This window comes from Salinibacter grassmerensis (genome assembly GCF_947077765.1).
Taxonomy (GTDB): domain Bacteria; phylum Bacteroidota; class Rhodothermia; order Rhodothermales; family Salinibacteraceae; genus Salinibacter; species Salinibacter grassmerensis.
Genome location: NZ_CAMTTF010000005.1, coordinates 36,002 through 52,500, shown reverse-complemented (window position 1 = coordinate 52,500; position 16,499 = coordinate 36,002). Strand labels below are relative to the sequence as shown.

Here is a 16,499-nt window from a genome sequence, read left to right as displayed (position 1 = left end):
ACTGCGATAGTAGAGGGAGCCGATAGGCAAACTCATAGAGCCCCTTAGTAAACCACCGAGAAAACCATCGGTCGTTGCTTCGGGAGCCCGTATCATAAACCGACACAGGTAGGCGAGGAGAGTATCCTCAGGCGCTCGAGTGAATCGTGGTCAAGGAATTCGGCAATCTAGCCCCGTAACTTCGGAAGAAGGGGCGCCCTTTTCTGCTAAAAAATGGAAGAGGGTCGCAGTGACCAGGCTCAGACGACTGTTTAACAAAAACACAGACCTCTGCTAAGTCGCAAGACGACGTATAGGGGTTGACACCTGCCCGGTGCTGGAAGGTCAATGGAGCGTGTTAATGCCCTTTGGGCATGAAGCTCGCAACTGAAGCCCCAGTAAACGGCGGCCGTAACTATAACGGTCCTAAGGTAGCGAAATTCCTTGTCGGGTAAGTTCCGACCTGCACGAATGGTGCAACGATCTGAGCACTGTCTCGACCGCGAGCTCGGTGAAATTGTGGTGCCGGTGAAGACGCCGGCTACCCTCAGTGGGACGGAAAGACCCTGTGCACCTTTACTACACCTTGGCATTGCCATTAGTCAGAACATGTGCAGAATAGGTGGGAGGCATGGAAGCTGCGTCGCTAGGCGCAGTGGAGCCATCCCTGAAATACCACCCTTGTTCTGATTGATGTCTAACCTGCGACCGTGATCCGGTCGAGGGACATTGTCAGGCGGGTAGTTTGACTGGGGCGGTCTCCTCCAAAACAGTAACGGAGGATTTCAAAGGTACCCTCAGCATGGTCGGTAATCATGCGTTGAGTATAAAGGCAAAAGGGTGCTTAACTGCGAGACATACTAGTCGAGCAGGTGCGAAAGCAGGACTTAGTGATCCGGCGACTCTGAATGGAAGGGTCGTCGCTCAAAGAATAAAAGGTACGCCAGGGATAACAGGCTTATCTCCGCCAAGAGTTCATATCGACGCGGAGGTTTGGCACCTCGATGTCGGCTCGTCGCATCCTGGGGCTGGAGAAGGTCCCAAGGGTTGGGCTGTTCGCCCATTAAAGCGGCACGCGAGCTGGGTTCAGACCGTCGTGAGACAGGTCGGTCCCTATCTACTGAGGGCGTCGAAGACTTGAGCGGATCTGCTTCTAGTACGAGAGGACCGAAGTGGACGGACCGCTAGTGTACCAGTTGTGCCGTCAGGCGCATCGCTGGGTAGCTATGTCCGGCAGGGATAAGCGCTGAAAGCATCTAAGCGCCAAGCCCTCCGCAAGACTGGGTCTTCCCAATGGATCGTTCGAGACGAGGACGTAGATAGGCGGCAGGTGTAAGCGTAGCAATACGCTCAGCCGAGCCGTACTAATTATCCATAAGGCTTAACACCCCTATTTTGCACATGCCATCATGGGGGCACAACGCAACGCTTGCATCCCGATTCCAATCGGGAGTGCGATAAGATCTACCACTATGTCAGACATTCGCTGGTGAACGCACCAGCACTGAGTTTCCTGGTGATTATAGCGTGGGGGCAACACCTCTTCCCATTTCGAACAGAGAAGTTAAGTCCCGCAGCGCCGATGGTACTGGCCCTCGGCCGGTAGAGTAGGACGTTGCCAGGATTCCCCTCTAGGGACGCCGTTGCAGCTGCAACGGCGTCCCTTTTTTTTTGAGGTTACTGGTCGGTCAGGAACGTCGGCCCTGTAGCGTCTGGCAACCAACCATTTTGGAGTGTTGCCATTACGCGTTGTACAGCGGGAGCATTCATATGCCTTAGGGCAGGTTTTCCTCCTTACGAGTTGAGTTTCCGGCATGGAACGCACTAACGGATCCCCATCGGGCTCTTCATCTGGACAGGTAGCCCCGAGTGGAGAAGACCGGTCTGCCGTGGGACGTGCGGAGGCTTCCGCCGAAGACCCTGGTGAGTCTTCGGCGGGGAAGGAGTCCTCCGTTCCCGACAACATGAGTGTGCCCCCGTCACCAAACGGCAGTACACAGTCCTCGCCCCTCACGGACTTTGACCCGCTGGCGCCTTATCGAGGGGCCTTCTGGCGTTTCTTTACAGTGTGGCGGCATGTGGCGGGATTGCTAATGGGAGGGCACATCGCCTACGTCGGGTCCTTGCCGCGCGTACAGAAGATGGGCATGCGGTCGTTGGGAAAGCGCATGTTGGCGGGCATCCTGAAGCCTTTTGTCCGCAGCGACCTTCGGGATCGTCCCTTTCCGGAGCAGCTGCGACGTCGTTTGGAAATCCTTGGTCCTACGTTTACCAAACTGGGACAGATCATGGCCATCCGGGAGGATTTGCTTCCGGAAGTGATCACGGAGGAACTCGATAGCTTGATGGACCACCTGCCGCCCATCCCCTTCGCGCAGGTGAAGGCAATTATTGAGCGGGAGCTGGAAGACCCTGTAGAGTCTCTCTTTCGGTCGATCGACCCGGAGCCGCTGGCCGCCGCGTCCATTGCACAGGTGCACCGTGCCACGACGCACGACGGGCGGGATGTCGTCGTGAAAGTCATTAAGCCCGGCATCCGGGATGTTGTGACGTCCGACCTGAAGCTCCTCGAGTTTTTCGGGGTGTTTCTGCAGTGGCTGCTGCCCCGCTACCAGCCGAAACAGATTATCGAAGAGTTTGGGGCCTACACGAAGCGAGAGATTGACTTCGACTACGAGGCCGACCACGCCGAGATCTTCGCCGCGAACTTTCAGGACGCCCCAGGAGTGGTCTTCCCGGAGGTCCATCGTGAACTGAGCACGAGCGATGTGCTCACGATGGAGTATCTGGGTGGCATCCGTCCCGGACCACAGGCCGTCCGTGAACTGAGCGAGGCCGAGCGGCAGCGTGTGATCGACCTCGGCGCCTCCGCCGTTATCCGGATGCTGTACAAGGACGGCTTCTTTCACGCCGATCTGCACGCGGGCAACCTGAAAATCCTGCCCGGAGACCGCCCTGAGGACCTCCAGATTGGCTTCATTGACCTCGGGATGGTCGGGCGTTTCCGAGCCGACATCCGGCGGCGCATGCTGTACTACTACTACGCCCTGGTACGGGGGGACGTGGAAAATGCGGCCCGCTACCTCCTCGACATGGCGCGGGTGGGAGAAGGAGGCGATCCGCAGGGATTTCGGCGGGCCGTCTCGGACATGGCCCGCCACTTTCTGATGCGGAGCAAGCAAGGCTCGATCAGCCTCGCGCAGGTGATCCTTCAGTCGCTGAGTCTAGGGGGACAGTACCGAATCTTCTTTCCGGTGGAGATGACGCTCATGGTGAAGGCCCTCGTCACCTTTGAGGGGGTGGGCCGGACCCTCGATCCGGATCTCGACGTGGTGTCGGTGTCGCGGCGCCACGTGCAACGGATCTTCCGCGAGCGGTTCAACCCCCTGACGCTGGGATCGGAGATGTTAAGCAATGCCCCCGAACTGGTGGACGTGGCCCTGAAGCTACCCCAGCTGCTGACGTCTGGGGTGGCGCGCCTTGAGGAGTCGCTGACTGATCAGCCCACGAGTGACCCCCTGTCCGGGATTCGAAGCAGCGTCATCGGCGGTGCCTGCATTATCGGAGGGGTGATTTCCGTGGTGCAGAGCGGCCCGCTGTGGCTGTCGATTCCCCTATTCGTGCTCGGGACGGGCCTAGCAGTGTGGGCCCGGTAGGTCGGGCTCACGAACGCTCCGAAGGCGGCCGGTTGAGCGGTTCTGCGCGGTCGTGCAGACGGTTGAGCAGAATATCGAGGCGGTCGAGAGTCTCGCCGGCCTCGCGGAGCACCTCTGTCATCGAAGACTCGGCGCGCTGAGATTCGCGGCTGCGTCTAGAAAGACCGGTGTCATAGAGGGAGTGCGGGGCGTCGAGCACGTCGCGTCGCAGCCACAGACCGTGCCGCTCCAAAATGGGCTGGAGCTCGTCCGCGCGGGAGCGCAGGTGACGGCGAGTGGCCTGGTAGGCGTGTTCGCAGATGTCGTGCCGATTCCTGAAGCTGAAGATGTTGGAGAAGAAGAGGTGCGTGTCGTCGCATTCCGGCTCAATTAAAATGAGATCCGCGTCGGGGTGAGTGTGCTCGTACTTCTTGAAACCGGTCTGCTTGCGGGAGTCCACGATGGCCCGAAACGTCTGGGACAATACTGTCGGAAGGCCGCGGTCGGCGAGGGTTGCTCCTTGACCGTTTGTCCGGCGGTCGAGCAACCGCTCGGCATGTTGCTTCAGCTGGATGTTGATCGGCACGATGGGGTTGATACAGAAAAGAAGATCGGCACCGGCATCCAGCCCCACACTGGCGTGCACGGTACGGCGGGCCACCCCGTCAATGTAGTGCTGGCCGTCGATTTCGACGGGGGTGTACAGGCCAGGAAGTGCAGTGGACGCCTGGATGGCCGATGAGATGGGCACATGGTCGTGGCCGGATTCGCCAAAGACCGTGACGTCGGCGGAGTCGAGATTCATGGCCACCACGTACAGCTTTCGCTGCAGCCGACGGAAGTCGTTGGTGCGTCCGCCGGTAGAGAGGGCCTCGGCGAGGAAGCGTTCGAGAGAGGCATTGGTAAAAAGACCCGTGGGAACCAGGGACCCAAACGTCGCGAGAAGCCCGAGCAGAGACAGGTCACCGGGATGGAGAAGGTAGTGCCGTAGAGAAGAGAAGAACGCCCCGGGAAGACGCCTCAGTCGGCCCGCGTATTCGCCTACGGCCGGACGGAAGAGCGCTTCTGGCTCCAGGTTGAGGCTCGGATCTGTGGACTCGGAGACGACGGCTCGGCTGAGCTCACGTGCAGAGACGTTGCTGGCCAGCATACTCCCAATCAAACTGCCTGAACTCACTCCGACATAGACGTCTAGATCGTGCAGGCGACGTCCCTCAATTGCTTCGTCGAGGGCACACAGCGCCCCAATTTCGTAGAGCGCACCTTCAATGACCCCGCCCGCACAGGCGAGGCCAACTGTGCTGGAACCGGTAGTGGATGAAGGCATCGGGCAGAGTGGGTGATGGAAAAACGGTCCGGTCCGCCGTCTTGCACTTTACGGAAGCGGTTCCGAAAGAGCATCGAACACGTCCAGGCACTAGTCGAAGGAGAGGAGCCCCCTGCGGAGGGGCCCCTTTCCCCCGAGAATGCAGGGTCGAGACCAGACGATGAGCGGATCTACGACTGATCCGGGGACGGCTCTTCGTCCTCCGCGAGATGATTGGCAAGCTCCTCGACCTGTGTGGACAGGTGATCCACCTTGTCTGCCAGGTCATCGACTTCCGTTTGAGTAGGAACGCCAAAGCGCTCCAGGGCGGCCTTCACAGAGTCGGCGAGCATCGACTGTGTTTCCTCGCCGGCCTCTTCGAGTTGGGCGAGGGCCTCATCGCTCTGCTCGCGGACCTTCTCGGTCGCCTCTTCGAGCTTGGCCTGGCGGTCCTCCTCAAAATCCTGTCCCCGGTCCACGAGCCGATTGAAGAGCTTGGTGCCTTCTTCCTCAACTGTGGCCAGGGCCCCGAGGCCGGCCAGCCACACCTCGCGGCCGCGCTCGGTGAGTTCGTCCTGTAGGTTTTCGGAATCGGGGGTGTCGTGTTCAGTCGTCATGGCGTGGAAAAATGAGTTGTGAACGAAGCGTGTGGAGGGAGGAATCAGTCCTGAGAGGAGGCGGAATGGGACTCGGCGGCGGGCGTCTGCTCAGAGATCCCCTGAGGGTGTCGCTGGCCGTCCGAAGCCTCGGACGGAGAATCGTCTAGGTCATCGAGCAAGACAGACAATCGGCGCTCCAGGTGGCGCAGCTGCCGTCGGAGGTCGTCGAGTTCTTGCCGCCGAGGACCCTGCACGACCTGCTTGAGTTGTCCCAGCGAGCGTTCCACCAGACCGTCGACCGTCGATCGAATTTGGTCGAGTCCGGTGTCGAGGGCCTTGCTGCTACGGCGCAGCAACGTGTGGAGCAGGCCAGATGGGATGACGGGCGAGCCCTTCTTTCCCTCTTCCAGGATGATCTGGGTAAGCGTCTGGGCCGTAATGTCTTCACCGGTCGCCTTGTCTACGACCTCCACGGTATTGCCCTGTCGGACAAGCTCGGCAATGTCGCCCAACGACACGTACTCACTCGTTTCGGTGTCGTACAGCTTGCGGTTATCGTAGCGCTTAATCCGTCGAGCCATAGGCAGGGGCAACAGGCCGTTTGTAACGCAATGCATCAATTTACTCACTTATTTTGACGCACCGCGTTACAAATTGATCCCGGTGGTCCGTACAATGGGCCAGCAGAGCAAATCGAAGAACTGAAACTGGACGGCCCGTCCGGCGCTGTTCGGGCCGCAGGGTCCGCCGGACACACGCTACATGCATGGCGGAACGTGCCTGAGGCTTCCCCTGTCCAGCGGTGCCGGAATCGGAACGCAAGGTGCGTCGAGGCGGTGGGCCCGCCGAGGGCCCCCAGACGAAACGAACCTCGTTCCAGAGGCTTCGTCTGCTTGGTCTCCTGCAGACGTTCCGCACTTCGTATGCCCCACTACACCGCCGACGGCACACGTCTTTACTACACCGATCGGGGACGGGGAGCCCCTCTCCTGTTCGTGCACGGTCTGGGGTCGAGCGGTCGCGACTGGGCCGCACAGGTCGACGACTTCGCCGATCGCTACCGTGTTCTCCGGGTCGACCTGCGGGGCCATGGGCGTTCTGGGCGGGGCGAGGGGCCGTATTCCATCGCCCAGTTTGCGAGGGAGGTCGCCGTGCTTCTGCGCAAGCATGCGGAGGGGCCTGCACACGTGGTGGGCCTGTCCATGGGAGGCATGGTTGCCCTCGAACTAGCCGCCGGTGCCCCACGACTTCTTCGTGGCCTTGTCGTGGTCAACAGTGTCGCCGACATGCGGCTCCACTCGTGGCGTGACGTGTGGTTCTATGTCTCGCGTCGGCTGGCGGTACAGGCGCTCGGCATGCGGCGCGTTGGGCAGTTGCTCGCCCGCCAGCTGTTCGTGAAACCGGGCCAGGAGGCGCTTCGCCGCACGCTCGTCGAGCGCTGGGCCGGAAACGACAAACAGGCCTATCTCTGGTCCATGGATGCGATCATGCGGTGGAGCGTTGCGGATCGCCTCCACCGCATCGATGTGCCCACGCTACTTGTGTCCTCGGATGAGGACTATACCCCAGTGGCGAAAAAGAGGAAGATGAAGGCACGGATGCCGCGGGCCGAGCTTGCTGTCGTGCGCGATGCCCGGCATGCACTGCCGGTCGAGCGCCCGGAGGCGTTCAACGCGGTCGTGGACGGCTTTCTAAAGCGAATTGGAGAGGCGTAGTCGCCTCCGCAGGTCCCGGCTGAGTGTCGACGAAGACTTCCAGCGAGACCGACGACGAAGGGAGAGAAGGGCGGATGCGTCGGTTAGTGGACGTAGCTGCCGGCGTTGACGTCGATGGTGGTGCCGGTGGCGTGGTCCGCGTGTCCGCTGGCGAGAAAAACGACGACCGAGGCCACGTCCGCGGGCTCAGTGAGTTCGTTGAGCGCAAGGTCGCTCGTGGCATGGGCCTCCCCGTACTCGTCGATGAAGTCCTGTGCCATGTCGGTGCGTGTGAAGCCGGGCGCGAGCGTGAAGGCCTTGATCTCGTCCTCCCCAAATTCGCGGGCGATGGAACGCGTGAGCGCAACCAGACCGGCCTTTGAGGCCGCGTACGTCATGTAATCGGGCGTATCGCCCCGGAAGGCCGCCCGCGAGGCCACGCTGATGATGCGGCCGTCGGAGGGCGAGCGGGACCGGAAGTGGTTGAGGGCGTGCCGACACAGCAGTTCGGGGGCCCGGAGATTGACGTTCATCGTTTTGGCCCACGCGCTGCTCCAAGACTGGGTGTCGTCGTCCAGAGGCGTGGGAATGGCCACGCCGGCGTTGAGCACCAGGGCGTCGAGCTGCCCGTAGGCATCGACTACGCGCTCGATCAGAGCGTCCGTCGCCTCCAGCGCCGACAGGTCGGCCTGGAAGGCGCGGGCGCCGCGACCACAGGCCTCTACGACCTCCGCTGCGGCGTCTTCGCTCCGGCCGTAGTGGACGGCCACGGTGGCCCCGGTCTCGGCGAGGGCCTCGGCGGTGGCCCGACCGATGCCTCGGCTCGCCCCCGTTACGAGAATGGTCTGGCTCGACAGGTCAAGGTCCATGATGGGTGTGTTGTCCGGGCGAGGCGGTAATGAGGATGCCTCGGGTGGGGCGACTGAGGCCTTGGGAAGGGGGCAATGGTCTACGCGTTTGGGGTGGGAAGGTCCGGCTTCTTCACGCCCACGGCTTCGGCGTCGGGCTTGGGCTCGTCTTTTTGGGGCCGGCGCCAGAGGGGGACGGACGAGCAGGGCTCTCCGTACATCAGCTTGCGGGCCACGCCCTGCATCTTCTGTGTGGCATGGACATAGGCCATCTCCGGCACCACGTCGTCCCCACAGCCCTTAATGACGACCGGCTTGTCTTCGTAGGCCGACCAGTCTTCCGCGTCAAGCGCCGCCACGTAGTATTCGCGCCGGAGGTCGTCGGCCCGGCCGAAGGTGGTGGACTGCGCGATGTCGCGAAGCTCCGACGCGATCAGCATGTACCCCCAGGTTGGCACGATGGCGTCCGTCGAGCAGTACAGGGCGACATGCTCGCCCGCGTACTGAGACCAGTCGTGTGCGTCGACCTCCGACCGGAACTCCTTCTCTTTCAACATCAGTCCCTCCACGAGAAACGTGCTGATGTCGAGCTCCGTGACGGGTCGATCGTCCCAGAGGTCGGCCAGGTTGTAGACCTCGATTTCGCCCTGGGCAACGCGATTCTCAATCGATTCCATAAGGAAAAAGGGAGATTAGAAGATGTATGTATCCGATCCGTGCTCTGGAATCGACGCAGCAAGGGGGGAGTTTCTTCAGCGCCGTTCGGGGATGGATGCAAGACAGCCCGACCGAGTAGAAATGCACAGTGTCGAGAGAATGCATCGGTTCAGGCCGCACTGATCTCGTCGTCGAGCCGGTTCAGGTACGACCGCATGTACGCTGCACGCCGTTTGGCCTCGGTGTGTCCCGCCTCGGTTTGCATCGTCTCGGGAAGGCGTAGCAGTTTGGCGTAGAAGTGGTCGAGCGTATACGTGTCGTCGTCGGGATCGCGGTCGTCACAGAACGGGTCGTCGGGGTTGTAGAGCGACCGGTCCAGCGCCCCGCCCACGGTGAAGCAGCGTGCGATGCCGATGGCCCCGAGGGCATCGAGCCGGTCGGCGTCCTGGACAACCTTCGCCTCGACAGTTTCGGGCTCGGTGTCGCCCGAGTAGCTGTGGGCGGCGACGGCGTGCTCGATGTCGGGGATCCACTGTTCGGGATACCCCTCGTCCGCGAGAAAGTCGCGGGCCGCGTCCGCCGCGCGCCGGGCGGCTTCGGCACGGTCGGGGGCATCCTTCGGCAGGACCACGCAGTCGTGCAGCCAGGCGGCGGGCACGACGACGTCCATCTGGGCCGTCTCGTCCTGGGCCAGGCGACGGGCCGTCGTCACGACACGCTCAACGTGAGCACGGTCGTGGGCCGCGTCGGCGTCGGAGGCCTGGGCGTCGAGAAAGGTCGTGAAGCGGTCTTCCCAGAGGCCCCAGGCGTCGGTGGAAGAAGGCATGATGCTGTGCAGGCGTGTAGGAGAGATCAAGGCGAAGGCACGTAGGCAGCGCGGAGCATCTGCCCGCAGCGTGCGTGTCTTCTGCAGAATGTCTCTTGCGAAATGACCGGTGTCCGATGGCCTCGATGAACGTGACCCCTGTACAGCGCGACGCGGACTGGGAGAAGGCCCGCGCTATTCGTACGCAGGTGTTTGTGGAAGAACAGGAGTGTCCCCCCGATGAAGAGTGGGACGGGCACGACGCGACGAGCCGGCACGTGCTGGGGTGGGTCGAAGGGGAGGCCGTCGCCACGGCGCGGTGGCGTACGGTGGCGTACGACGAGGAGATCGTCGCCAAGCTTGAGCGTTTCGCCGTTCTGCGTGGCCACCGCGGGCAGGGGCACGGCACGAGGCTCGTCCGGACGGTCCTCGACGATGCCCGCCGCGCCGGCTTTGACGCGTTCCTCGTTCATGCCCAGGCGCATCTACAGGACTGGTACGAGGACCTGGGCTTCGAATCGACGGGCCGGACCTTTGAGGAGGTTGGCATTCCCCACGTTGAGATGATCCGTAGGGAGTGAACGACCGCGTGTCCAGACCTGCACCTTAGCCCCTGCAGTCGGGCGAGCCCCTTACTCGCGCAGCCCGGCGCTGACGACATCCGTGTTGGTCCGCACGGTCACGTCCTTCAACAGCGCATTAATCTGGTCCTCGACGGCCTGCTGCCGGCGCTCCTTCGTCATTTGCTTTCGCGCTTTGGTCGTATCCATTGGTTGCCCGGCGTTGGTTAGGCGGATGACGTGGAACCCAAACCGCGTGCGCACTGGTTCGGGGGCGACATCGCCGGAGTCGGAGAGGGCGTAGGCCGCCTCGGCAAACTCATCGACCATCCGGTCTCGGGTAAAGAAACCAAGGTCGCCGCCTTTCTGAGCGGACGGGCCTTGGCTGTGACGCCGGGCCAGCTCGGCAAAGTCGACATTGTCCATCTGGGCACTGTCCACGAGGGCCGCCGTGGCCTGTCGGGCCGAGTCGACCTCCGACTCAGGGGCATTCTCGCCTGCCTTAATCAGAATGTGCTGGGCCCGGATGCGCCGGTTCTTCTCGCTGTACGCCGTGACGTCGTCGGAGGACGGCTCCTCATAGTTCTCGGCCATCTGCCGCTGCAACTGCTGTTGACGAAACCGATCGGCCAGCAGGCTCCGGACCGAGTCGACCGTCATGTTATTGCGGGCCAGTTGTTTCTGAAACTGCTCCTCACTTCCGTACCGTTGCTTGAGCTTCTCGAGGCGTGCGTTCACCTGCGCGGGGTCGGCCTCAACATCCTGGGCCTTGGCTTCTCCCCGGAGGGCGTGCTGACGCGCGAAGCCGCGAATGAGCTGGCGGTGCGTCTCCTGCATCTGATCCTCGGACTGCTGACCGGGAGCCTGGCGTTTCATCGACATCCGCACCTGCTGCTGGTAGCGCTGGGCCGAGAGGGTGTCGGCGCCATACTCGGACGATACGACGAGGGCCACAGTGGAGTCGGAAACGGGAGTGCCCATCTGGTAGGGCACGTCCGCGGTCTCGGAACTGGTTCCGCTCTCCCCCCCGCACCCAGCCAATAAAAGAAGGAGGGCGGGAAGCGCAACGGCCGGCAGAAGGCGTGAGGGGGTCGGGAGGCGCATGATCACAGTGCAGTCGGTCGGGTGAGTGCGAAGAGAAGAGCAGTGCTGGCTAACGAGCAGGGGGACGCCGGAGCATGCTGAGGAATGGGTGCTTGGAGTGGGGGGTATCCAGCGACCGGTGGATGCACGTCCCCCCGCACGGACATGTTTCTCGAAACGCCGGGCAAAAGCACGGCCTGACGCATGCAGGACAGGCGGCGCGTTAGGGGGGCAGACGCGGAGAAGAGGTCCCTAACCGGGGTTGAATTTCCATGAACGCGAAACCTGGAGCGAGCCCTAAGGTACGTTTGTGTGCATTTATAGACACGACCTGCCGCGTTCGTCTAGGGGTCTAGGACGCCGGCCTCTCACGCCGGTAGCACGGGTTCGAATCCCGTACGCGGTACGTCACGACGCCTTTTTGAGGCGCTGGCCTTCCTCCTCCCTCCCCCCAGGCCAGCGCCTCTTTTTTGTTGTGGTAGCCTCCGCCGCGGGGCCCGATAGAAATAAAAAGGGCGACGCCCCCAGTTGGGACCGTCGCCATGATGCTCAGGGCAGAAAGAGGAGGGCGACTACGCGTCGTCCTCAGAATCGTCCGCTGTCTCGCCGTTGGGCTGGATGGACTTCAGGCCGTTCAGGTTGTCAGGGTTCAGAACGTTGTCCACGAGGCCGTACTCCTCGGCCTCCTCTGCGCTCATCCAGTAGTTTCGGTCGGCGTCTGCCTCGATCTGATCGATGTCTTGACCGGTGTGGAGGGCCAGGATCTCGTAGAGGCGCTCCTTGAGCCACATGATCTCCTGTGCCTGGATCTCAATGTCGGAGGCCTGACCTTCGGCCCCGCCCATCGGCTGGTGGATCATGACGCGGGAGTTGGGGAGGCACGCGCGCTCTCCGTCCTCGCCGGCTGCGAGCAGCACCGATCCCATCGAGGCCGCCAGGCCCACGCAGATGGTCGACACCGGAGCACCGATGTACTGCATCGTGTCGTAGACGCCGAGGCCGCTGTAGATGACCCCGCCCGGCGAGTTGATGTAGATGTTAATGGGCTGCTCAGAGCTCTCGCTCGCCAGATAGAGGAGCTGCGCGACCGTCAGGTTAGCAATCTGATCGTTGATCGGCGTGCCGATGAAGACGATTCGCTCCTTCAGCAGGCGACTGAAGATGTCGTAGGCACGCTCGCCCCGCGTCGTCTGCTCTACGACCATGGGCACGAGCCCCGACATGGGCTGGTCGCTCAGGTCCCCATCGTAGATGCCGCTGGGAAGAGACGTCAGGCCTCTACTGAACTTGACAAAGTCATCAACCATAGGGTCGGTAGACGTTCCTAAAGAACTCAAAAACGGACTGTATCGAACCCAAATTTCGGGGCGGTGGTTCCCCTCCGCGGGCGTTACGGGAAGGGAAAAGTACGGCTACGGCGCCATGCGCTGCCCCTGCGGTTGCTGCTGTTGCTGCATCTCGTCTTCGAACTCCTCGCGGCTCTTGGACTGCACGTCGAGGCGGTCGAACAGAAAGTCGTACACCTTGTCACTAAGAATCTGCTGCTCCACCTTTTCCATCATCTGCGGCATGGTCTGGTAGAACTGCTCGATCTGCTGGGCAGTTACCTGCTCTTCGCCCCCGGACTGTTCAGCGAAGAACGCCTGGATCTCCTCGTTGGAAACCTCCAGATCCTCCTCCTCCACAATCTGGTCCCGGATGAGCATCCAGCGGCCCTGGTCCTCGGCGTCGCGGCGGTTGCGCTGGCGAAAGTGCTCCTCGTCAAAGTCCTCGGGCAGCTCGCCGTCGTTCTCCTCTTCCACCTGCTTGACGAACGAGTCGAGGTAGCCCTCGATGACCGATTCGGGAACGGGGACAGGGTGAAGCTCCAGCATCTTGTCGATCACCTCGCCCTGCGCCATCTCACGGGCCCGCTCGTCCCAGGCCTCCTGCAGGCGTTCGCGGATGTCGTCGCGGAAGGCATCCAGGTCGTCGAACTCCCCCTCGGTAACGCGGCGCACAAACTCCGCGTCCAGTGGCGGTAGGTCGCGACGCTTCACGTCGTTGACCGTCACTTCGTAGAGGCGGTCTTCGCCGTCTCCGTCGTGCTCGTGCTGATGCCCAGGGCCTCCGTGCTCGTGGGCCGGGTGCTCCTGCGGCAACTCTACGCGAAATGTATCCCCTGCCTTTCGTCCCACGAGGGCCTGGCGGAGTTCCTCCTTGAGGCGGTCGTCATCGAGGAAGAAGGTGAGGTCTTCGTCCTTGTCCCCGATGATGGGGGTATCCGTGTCCGGGTCGATGCGCTGAAGGTCGACGTTCACGTAGTCGGTGTCTTCAGCGGCCTCTTCTTCCAGCGGCAGCAGGTCGGCCTCCTCCTTCTGGAGACGCTCGATTTCGTCCTCCACATCCTCCTCGGTAATCTCGGGGTCGAGCATTGTGATCTCGACCGACGAGAAGTCCTCCAGCTCCACCTCGGGCCGGACGCCGAACCGAAGGGTGGCCTGCAGGTCTGCGTCGAGCTCGTAGTTGAGGTCCACCAGCGTCGGCTGGCCGAGCGGCTCGATCTCGTCGGTCTCCTCAACCTCCTCTTCGAAGGCCTCCTGGACAAACTGCTCGGCCACACGGTAGCCAATCGCCTCGCCGTGCATTTTCTTGACGAGTCCGAGGGGCACCTTCCCCTTGCGGAACCCCTGCACGTCCATGTTCTTGCGCTGGGCGTCCAGGGCCTCCTTGAGCTTCGGTTCCAGGTCATCGGCCGTAGCGTGGAGGTCCAATTCGTACTCGACCGGAGAAGCCTTCGAGAGTGTGGTGTCCATAAGCGGCAAAGGAGGTGCGCTGAGAGGGCGAGAGCAAGGACGGGTCGCCCGGCGCTCCGTGGATGTGCCGGAGAGCGGGCGTTTGTTCCTGTAAGGGAACACCTTTGAAATGCACGGGCCAGCAGAAAGATCGCCGTGAGCGCCCTTAATCAGAGTCTGGAAGCCGAAAACCCCACAAATCCCGGATGAAAAGCCAGTGGGGCCGTTCGGCTACCGGTACATGGCCCACTGCGCGATCTCGCGCAGGCTCGGGGTCTTGCCGTAGGAGAGAATGCCGACCCGGTAGATGCGCCCAGCGACCCAAATCATCCCGACGAAGGTGCCCACCAGCAGGACGAACGCCGTGGCGACCTCCCACAGCGGGACGGAGGTGATGGCGAGGCGCAGCACCATGAGAATAGGGGAGAAAAACGGGATGATCGACGTGACGATCGACACCGTTGCGTTCGGGCTCTCGATGACAAAGACGAGAAAGAGAACCGGCAGGATGAGCGGTGTCATGACCGGCAGCAGGAGGTTCTGCGCGTCCTGCTGTTGCTCGACGGCCGAGCCCACGGCGGCAAAGAGGGAGGCGTACAGGAGGAAGCCGCCGACGAAGAACAGGATAAACCAGACGACGAGATCGAGGGGGATTGTGGGGACTGAAATTCCGGCCGCCTCCCGCATCGCGTCCGGGGAGGCCCCCGGAGAGACGCCTAGGTCGGACGGGGCAAAAAAGAGTGCCAGCACGGGCCCAATCGCCGCCATGCCGCCCGTTGCAAGCGCGGCCCACGTCACCATCTGGGTCAGGCCCATGGCCCCGATGCCGAGCACCTTGCCCATCAGCAGCTCGAATGGACGAACCGACGAGACGATGACCTCGACGACCCGGCTGCTCTTTTCCTCAATGACCCCTTGCATCACGTACTGGCCGTAGATGAAGACGGCAAAATAGATGATGAACGCCATCACGTAGCCGATGGCGGTGTAGGCGAGGGTGGAGTCGTCCGTAGTGCCCTCGTCCTCGCTCAGCTTGCGTGTGGCGAGCCCCACGTCCGAGTCCACGATGGACAGCACGTCCGCAGAGGCGCCGGCCGTCGCGAGACGCTGCCGCCGCACCACCCGATTGACCCGCGTGTCGAGGTCCGACCGAAGGGTGAGCCCCCCGCCCTCCACTGAGTAGTAAGTGGCCTCCCCCGTGCCCTCTAGCAGCGACGCGGGCAGCCGCAGGTACCCGTCGTACTGGCCGCGCCGCACGGCGCTTCGCACCGAGTCCGTCGGGGCATCGACGGAGCGAAAGGTGAGGCTCTCTCCGCTTGCGGCCATGAGCGAGTCGGCAAGCTGGCCAGTCTCGTCCACGACGGCGACCGTTTGCTCGTCGGTCTGGTCGGCGAGGTACCCAAACAGGGCGGGCGCCGCGAACAACAGAATGGCCCCGAATGGCACCAGGAGCGTGGCGAGCACGAACGCCTTCGACCGGACGCGACGCCAGAACTCACTGCGAAGAATGAGCCAGATCTTGTGGAACGACATTCGAGGACCGTGGGCTGAATTTGAGGAACTCGAGACGGCTCGGTACGGAGGCGGTCAGGCGGCACCCGCGGCCGCTTCCTCCCGCATGCGCTGAGCCTCGGCCTCGCCCACCACCTCGACGAAAATCTCATTCAGCGGTGGGGCCACGCGTTCGTAGCGGTAAAGCTCGTCGGTGCGGTCGAGCGCACGGTCGAGTACCTGACGGGCGTCGGCGCCGTCGGCCAGGGTGAGCTCAGCACGGTGGGCACTGCGGGTGTTGACGCGCACCTGCCCGGCCGCCACGAGCTCGTCGATGAAGGCATCATCGCCGTCGAACTCGAGGACGAGCGTGTTCTGTCCAAACTGTGCCTTGACGTCGCGGAGCGGGCCCTGGAGCACCACGTCTCCCTCGGCCATCAGGCAGATGTCGTCACAGAGCTGCTCGACCTGTTCCATGCGATGGGAGGCAAACAGGATCGTGCGGTCGTCGCGGCGCAGCTCCAGGATGATGTCGCGCAGAAGGTCGGCGTTGATGGGGTCGAGGCCACTGAAGGGCTCGTCGAAGATGAGAAGCGACGGGTCATGCAAAAGCGTAGCGATGAACTGGATTTTCTGCTGCATGCCCTTCGACAGCTCCTCGGTCGTCATGTCGGCCCAGTCGGTGGCGTCGAAGCGGTCGAGCCAGTAGTCGGCCCGGTCGGCGGCCGTGTCTTTGGAGAGCCCCTTCAGGGTGCCGAGATAGACGAGCTGCTCCTTGACGCCGAGGCGCTTGTAGAGCCCCGACTCTTCGGGCAGGTAGCCCATCCGCCGCTGGCTCCAGGTCCCGACGGTGCGCCCGTCGTAGCGGACCGCACCGGCGTCCGGCACGGCGATGTAGGTGATCATCCGAATCGTTGAGGTCTTGCCGGCCCCGTTGGGGCCGAGAAGGCCAAGGATGCGGCCGGGCTCGGCCGAGAACGACACGTCGTCGACCGCTACGGTATTGCCGTAGCGCTTCGTCACGCGAGATACCTCTAGGTGTGCCATGGAGAGGCAAGGTTGGGAGAC

14 protein-coding genes, 1 tRNA gene and 2 rRNA genes (1 of these 17 cut by a window edge) are annotated in these 16,499 nt (G+C 62.5%); 6 read left to right on the top strand and 11 right to left on the bottom strand.

Features of this window, described 5'->3' with window-relative positions:
* From OJB03_RS11685 to OJB03_RS11675, 3 genes are all read left to right on the top strand, one after another.
* Window positions 1-1,368, top strand: a 23S ribosomal RNA gene (locus OJB03_RS11685) (it extends 1,575 nt beyond the left edge of the window).
* A 123-nt stretch (window positions 1,369-1,491) separates the two neighbouring features.
* Window positions 1,492-1,603: ribosomal RNA gene (gene rrf / locus OJB03_RS11680) — 5S ribosomal RNA — on the top strand.
* Between the two features lie 190 nt (window positions 1,604-1,793).
* Window positions 1,794-3,635 (top strand): ABC1 kinase family protein, encoded by a 1,842-nt coding sequence (locus OJB03_RS11675; RefSeq protein ID WP_263787646.1) that lies wholly within the window; start codon window positions 1,794-1,796, stop codon window positions 3,633-3,635.
* Between the two features lie 7 nt (window positions 3,636-3,642).
* Here OJB03_RS11675 and OJB03_RS11670 read toward each other — a convergent pair whose 3' ends face one another.
* The 3 genes from OJB03_RS11670 to OJB03_RS11660 form a co-directional block, all read right to left on the bottom strand.
* A complete protein-coding gene (locus tag OJB03_RS11670) occupies window positions 3,643-4,941 on the bottom strand; it encodes a patatin-like phospholipase family protein (protein ID WP_263787643.1) in 1,299 nt (432 codons plus the stop codon).
* Window positions 4,942-5,111: 170 nt separating this feature from the next.
* Complete coding sequence (locus tag OJB03_RS11665) at window positions 5,112-5,537, bottom strand: phasin family protein (RefSeq protein WP_263787642.1); 426 nt, start codon at window positions 5,535-5,537, stop codon at window positions 5,112-5,114.
* A gap of 44 nt (window positions 5,538-5,581) precedes the next feature.
* A complete protein-coding gene (locus OJB03_RS11660; RefSeq protein WP_263787640.1) occupies window positions 5,582-6,100 on the bottom strand; it encodes a polyhydroxyalkanoate synthesis regulator DNA-binding domain-containing protein in 519 nt (172 codons plus the stop codon).
* Window positions 6,101-6,442: 342 nt separating this feature from the next.
* Between OJB03_RS11660 and OJB03_RS11655 the strand changes: the two genes are divergently transcribed.
* Entirely contained in the window at window positions 6,443-7,234 is a 792-nt protein-coding gene (locus OJB03_RS11655; RefSeq protein ID WP_263787638.1) for an alpha/beta fold hydrolase, read from the top strand.
* Between the two features lie 83 nt (window positions 7,235-7,317).
* On the opposite strand, the gene OJB03_RS11650 is transcribed toward OJB03_RS11655, so the two are convergent.
* The 3 genes from OJB03_RS11650 to OJB03_RS11640 all read right to left on the bottom strand — a co-directional run bounded on the left by OJB03_RS11650 (window position 7,318) and on the right by OJB03_RS11640 (window position 9,544).
* Complete coding sequence (locus OJB03_RS11650) at window positions 7,318-8,082, bottom strand: SDR family NAD(P)-dependent oxidoreductase (RefSeq protein ID WP_263787636.1); 765 nt, start codon at window positions 8,080-8,082, stop codon at window positions 7,318-7,320.
* Between the two features lie 80 nt (window positions 8,083-8,162).
* Window positions 8,163-8,738, bottom strand: coding sequence for a DUF2480 family protein (locus OJB03_RS11645; RefSeq protein ID WP_263787633.1), 576 nt, complete (start codon window positions 8,736-8,738; stop codon window positions 8,163-8,165).
* A 149-nt stretch (window positions 8,739-8,887) separates the two neighbouring features.
* Window positions 8,888-9,544 carry an HD domain-containing protein gene (locus OJB03_RS11640; RefSeq protein WP_263787631.1) on the bottom strand — a complete coding sequence of 219 codons (657 nt, stop codon included), beginning with the start codon at window positions 9,542-9,544 and terminating at the stop codon, window positions 8,888-8,890.
* Window positions 9,545-9,660: 116 nt separating this feature from the next.
* Here OJB03_RS11640 and OJB03_RS11635 point away from each other — a divergent pair, with 116 nt between their 5' ends.
* Window positions 9,661-10,104 carry a GNAT family N-acetyltransferase gene (locus OJB03_RS11635; RefSeq protein ID WP_263787628.1) on the top strand — a complete coding sequence of 148 codons (444 nt, stop codon included), beginning with the start codon at window positions 9,661-9,663 and terminating at the stop codon, window positions 10,102-10,104.
* Window positions 10,105-10,155: 51 nt separating this feature from the next.
* Here the strand turns inward: OJB03_RS11635 and OJB03_RS11630 are convergent, their stop codons facing one another.
* Window positions 10,156-11,187 carry a peptidylprolyl isomerase gene (locus OJB03_RS11630; protein ID WP_263787626.1) on the bottom strand — a complete coding sequence of 344 codons (1,032 nt, stop codon included), beginning with the start codon at window positions 11,185-11,187 and terminating at the stop codon, window positions 10,156-10,158.
* A gap of 312 nt (window positions 11,188-11,499) precedes the next feature.
* Here OJB03_RS11630 and OJB03_RS11625 point away from each other — a divergent pair.
* A tRNA-Glu gene (locus OJB03_RS11625) sits at window positions 11,500-11,572 on the top strand.
* 166 nt (window positions 11,573-11,738) lie between these two features.
* On the opposite strand, the gene OJB03_RS11620 is transcribed toward OJB03_RS11625, so the two are convergent.
* The 4 genes from OJB03_RS11620 to OJB03_RS11605 all read right to left on the bottom strand — a co-directional run bounded on the left by OJB03_RS11620 (window position 11,739) and on the right by OJB03_RS11605 (window position 16,478).
* Window positions 11,739-12,473 (bottom strand): ATP-dependent Clp protease proteolytic subunit, encoded by a 735-nt coding sequence (locus OJB03_RS11620; RefSeq protein WP_272507315.1) that lies wholly within the window; start codon window positions 12,471-12,473, stop codon window positions 11,739-11,741.
* Between the two features lie 105 nt (window positions 12,474-12,578).
* Window positions 12,579-13,961, bottom strand: coding sequence for a trigger factor (tig, locus tag OJB03_RS11615; RefSeq protein WP_263787625.1), 1,383 nt, complete (start codon window positions 13,959-13,961; stop codon window positions 12,579-12,581).
* A gap of 210 nt (window positions 13,962-14,171) precedes the next feature.
* Complete coding sequence (locus tag OJB03_RS11610; RefSeq protein WP_263787623.1) at window positions 14,172-15,473, bottom strand: ABC transporter permease; 1,302 nt, start codon at window positions 15,471-15,473, stop codon at window positions 14,172-14,174.
* Between the two features lie 54 nt (window positions 15,474-15,527).
* Window positions 15,528-16,478, bottom strand: coding sequence for an ABC transporter ATP-binding protein (locus OJB03_RS11605; protein WP_263787621.1), 951 nt, complete (start codon window positions 16,476-16,478; stop codon window positions 15,528-15,530).
* Window positions 16,479-16,499: the final 21 nt, after the last annotated feature.

Bases quoted from the DNA above. Each gene is read 5' to 3' on its own strand.
- OJB03_RS11675 (WP_263787646.1), top strand. From the start codon at position 1,794: ATGGAACGCACTAACGGATCCCCATCGGGCTCTTCATCTGGACAGGTA.
- OJB03_RS11650 (WP_263787636.1), bottom strand. From the start codon at position 8,082: ATGGACCTTGACCTGTCGAGCCAGACCATTCTCGTAACGGGGGCGAGC.
- OJB03_RS11660 (WP_263787640.1), bottom strand. From the start codon at position 6,100: ATGGCTCGACGGATTAAGCGCTACGATAACCGCAAGCTGTACGACACC.
- tig (WP_263787625.1), bottom strand. From the start codon at position 13,961: ATGGACACCACACTCTCGAAGGCTTCTCCGGTCGAGTACGAATTGGAC.
- OJB03_RS11665 (WP_263787642.1), bottom strand. From the start codon at position 5,537: ATGACGACTGAACACGACACCCCCGATTCCGAAAACCTACAGGACGAA.
- OJB03_RS11645 (WP_263787633.1), bottom strand. From the start codon at position 8,738: ATGGAATCGATTGAGAATCGCGTTGCCCAGGGCGAAATCGAGGTCTAC.
- OJB03_RS11640 (WP_263787631.1), bottom strand. From the start codon at position 9,544: ATGCCTTCTTCCACCGACGCCTGGGGCCTCTGGGAAGACCGCTTCACG.
- OJB03_RS11610 (WP_263787623.1), bottom strand. From the start codon at position 15,473: ATGTCGTTCCACAAGATCTGGCTCATTCTTCGCAGTGAGTTCTGGCGT.
- OJB03_RS11655 (WP_263787638.1), top strand. From the start codon at position 6,443: ATGCCCCACTACACCGCCGACGGCACACGTCTTTACTACACCGATCGG.
- OJB03_RS11630 (WP_263787626.1), bottom strand. From the start codon at position 11,187: ATGCGCCTCCCGACCCCCTCACGCCTTCTGCCGGCCGTTGCGCTTCCC.
- OJB03_RS11605 (WP_263787621.1), bottom strand. From the start codon at position 16,478: ATGGCACACCTAGAGGTATCTCGCGTGACGAAGCGCTACGGCAATACC.
- OJB03_RS11620 (WP_272507315.1), bottom strand. From the start codon at position 12,473: ATGGTTGATGACTTTGTCAAGTTCAGTAGAGGCCTGACGTCTCTTCCC.
- OJB03_RS11635 (WP_263787628.1), top strand. From the start codon at position 9,661: ATGGCCTCGATGAACGTGACCCCTGTACAGCGCGACGCGGACTGGGAG.
- OJB03_RS11670 (WP_263787643.1), bottom strand. From the start codon at position 4,941: ATGCCTTCATCCACTACCGGTTCCAGCACAGTTGGCCTCGCCTGTGCG.